General features: G+C 66.5%; 1 pseudogene. It reads left to right on the plus strand.

The annotated features are described in order from the left end of the window. A pseudogene (locus AC0L2O_RS37125) lies at nucleotides 1-200 on the plus strand (hypothetical protein); the annotation flags it as partial. Between the last annotated feature and the right edge of the window lie 54 nt (nucleotides 201-254).

Below are 254 nucleotides of genomic sequence, written 5' to 3' on the forward strand. Positions count from 1 at the left end.
GCCGTTATCTGAAGGAGCGCGTCTCCGAGACGCTCGGCCTGCTCTACGCCGACCATTTCCCGTACCGTCAGATGGCGACCTCGCGGAACATCAGGCGCTCGCCACTGCACGAACATCTGAAGGCGCGCGGCGCGGTGTTCGGCGAAGTCGCCGGCTGGGAGCGCGCCAACTGGTATGCTAGGCCCGGCCAGGAGCGCGAGTAGCGCAACGCAGGCCAATCACCCGTTCACGCCGCTGTTCCAGCCCGCGGATTT

This window comes from Bradyrhizobium sp. Kon10 (assembly GCF_055807395.1).